Annotated in this window: 1 protein-coding gene; it reads left to right on the forward strand. The window is 53.6% G+C overall.

Features of this window, described 5'->3' with window-relative positions; genetic code table 11:
• The coding region (locus Ga0451573_RS19560; protein WP_269438415.1) for an MATE family efflux transporter at positions 1–237 on the forward strand (237 nt) is incomplete at both ends.

A 237-nucleotide genomic window follows, 5' to 3' on the forward strand; every position in this document is an offset into this window, starting at 1 on the left:
CAACAGAGTATCGCGCCAAGAGCTGCGCGGCCCCTATGGCGCACATTCCTTGCCATCCTCCTGCCGATGATGCTGACCAATGTATTGCAGGCGGCATCAGGCACGATTGACGGAATCTTTCTGGGCCAATTTCTCGGCGTCAAAGCGATTGCAGCTGCATCGGCATTCTTTCCGATCATCCTGTTTTTATTCTCAATCGTTATCGGCCTGAGCAGTGGTGCGACAGTTCTCATCGGT

Origin of the sequence: Phosphitispora fastidiosa (assembly GCF_019008365.1) — a bacterium.
GTDB classification, from domain to species: Bacteria; Bacillota; Thermincolia; order Thermincolales; family UBA2595; genus Phosphitispora; species Phosphitispora fastidiosa.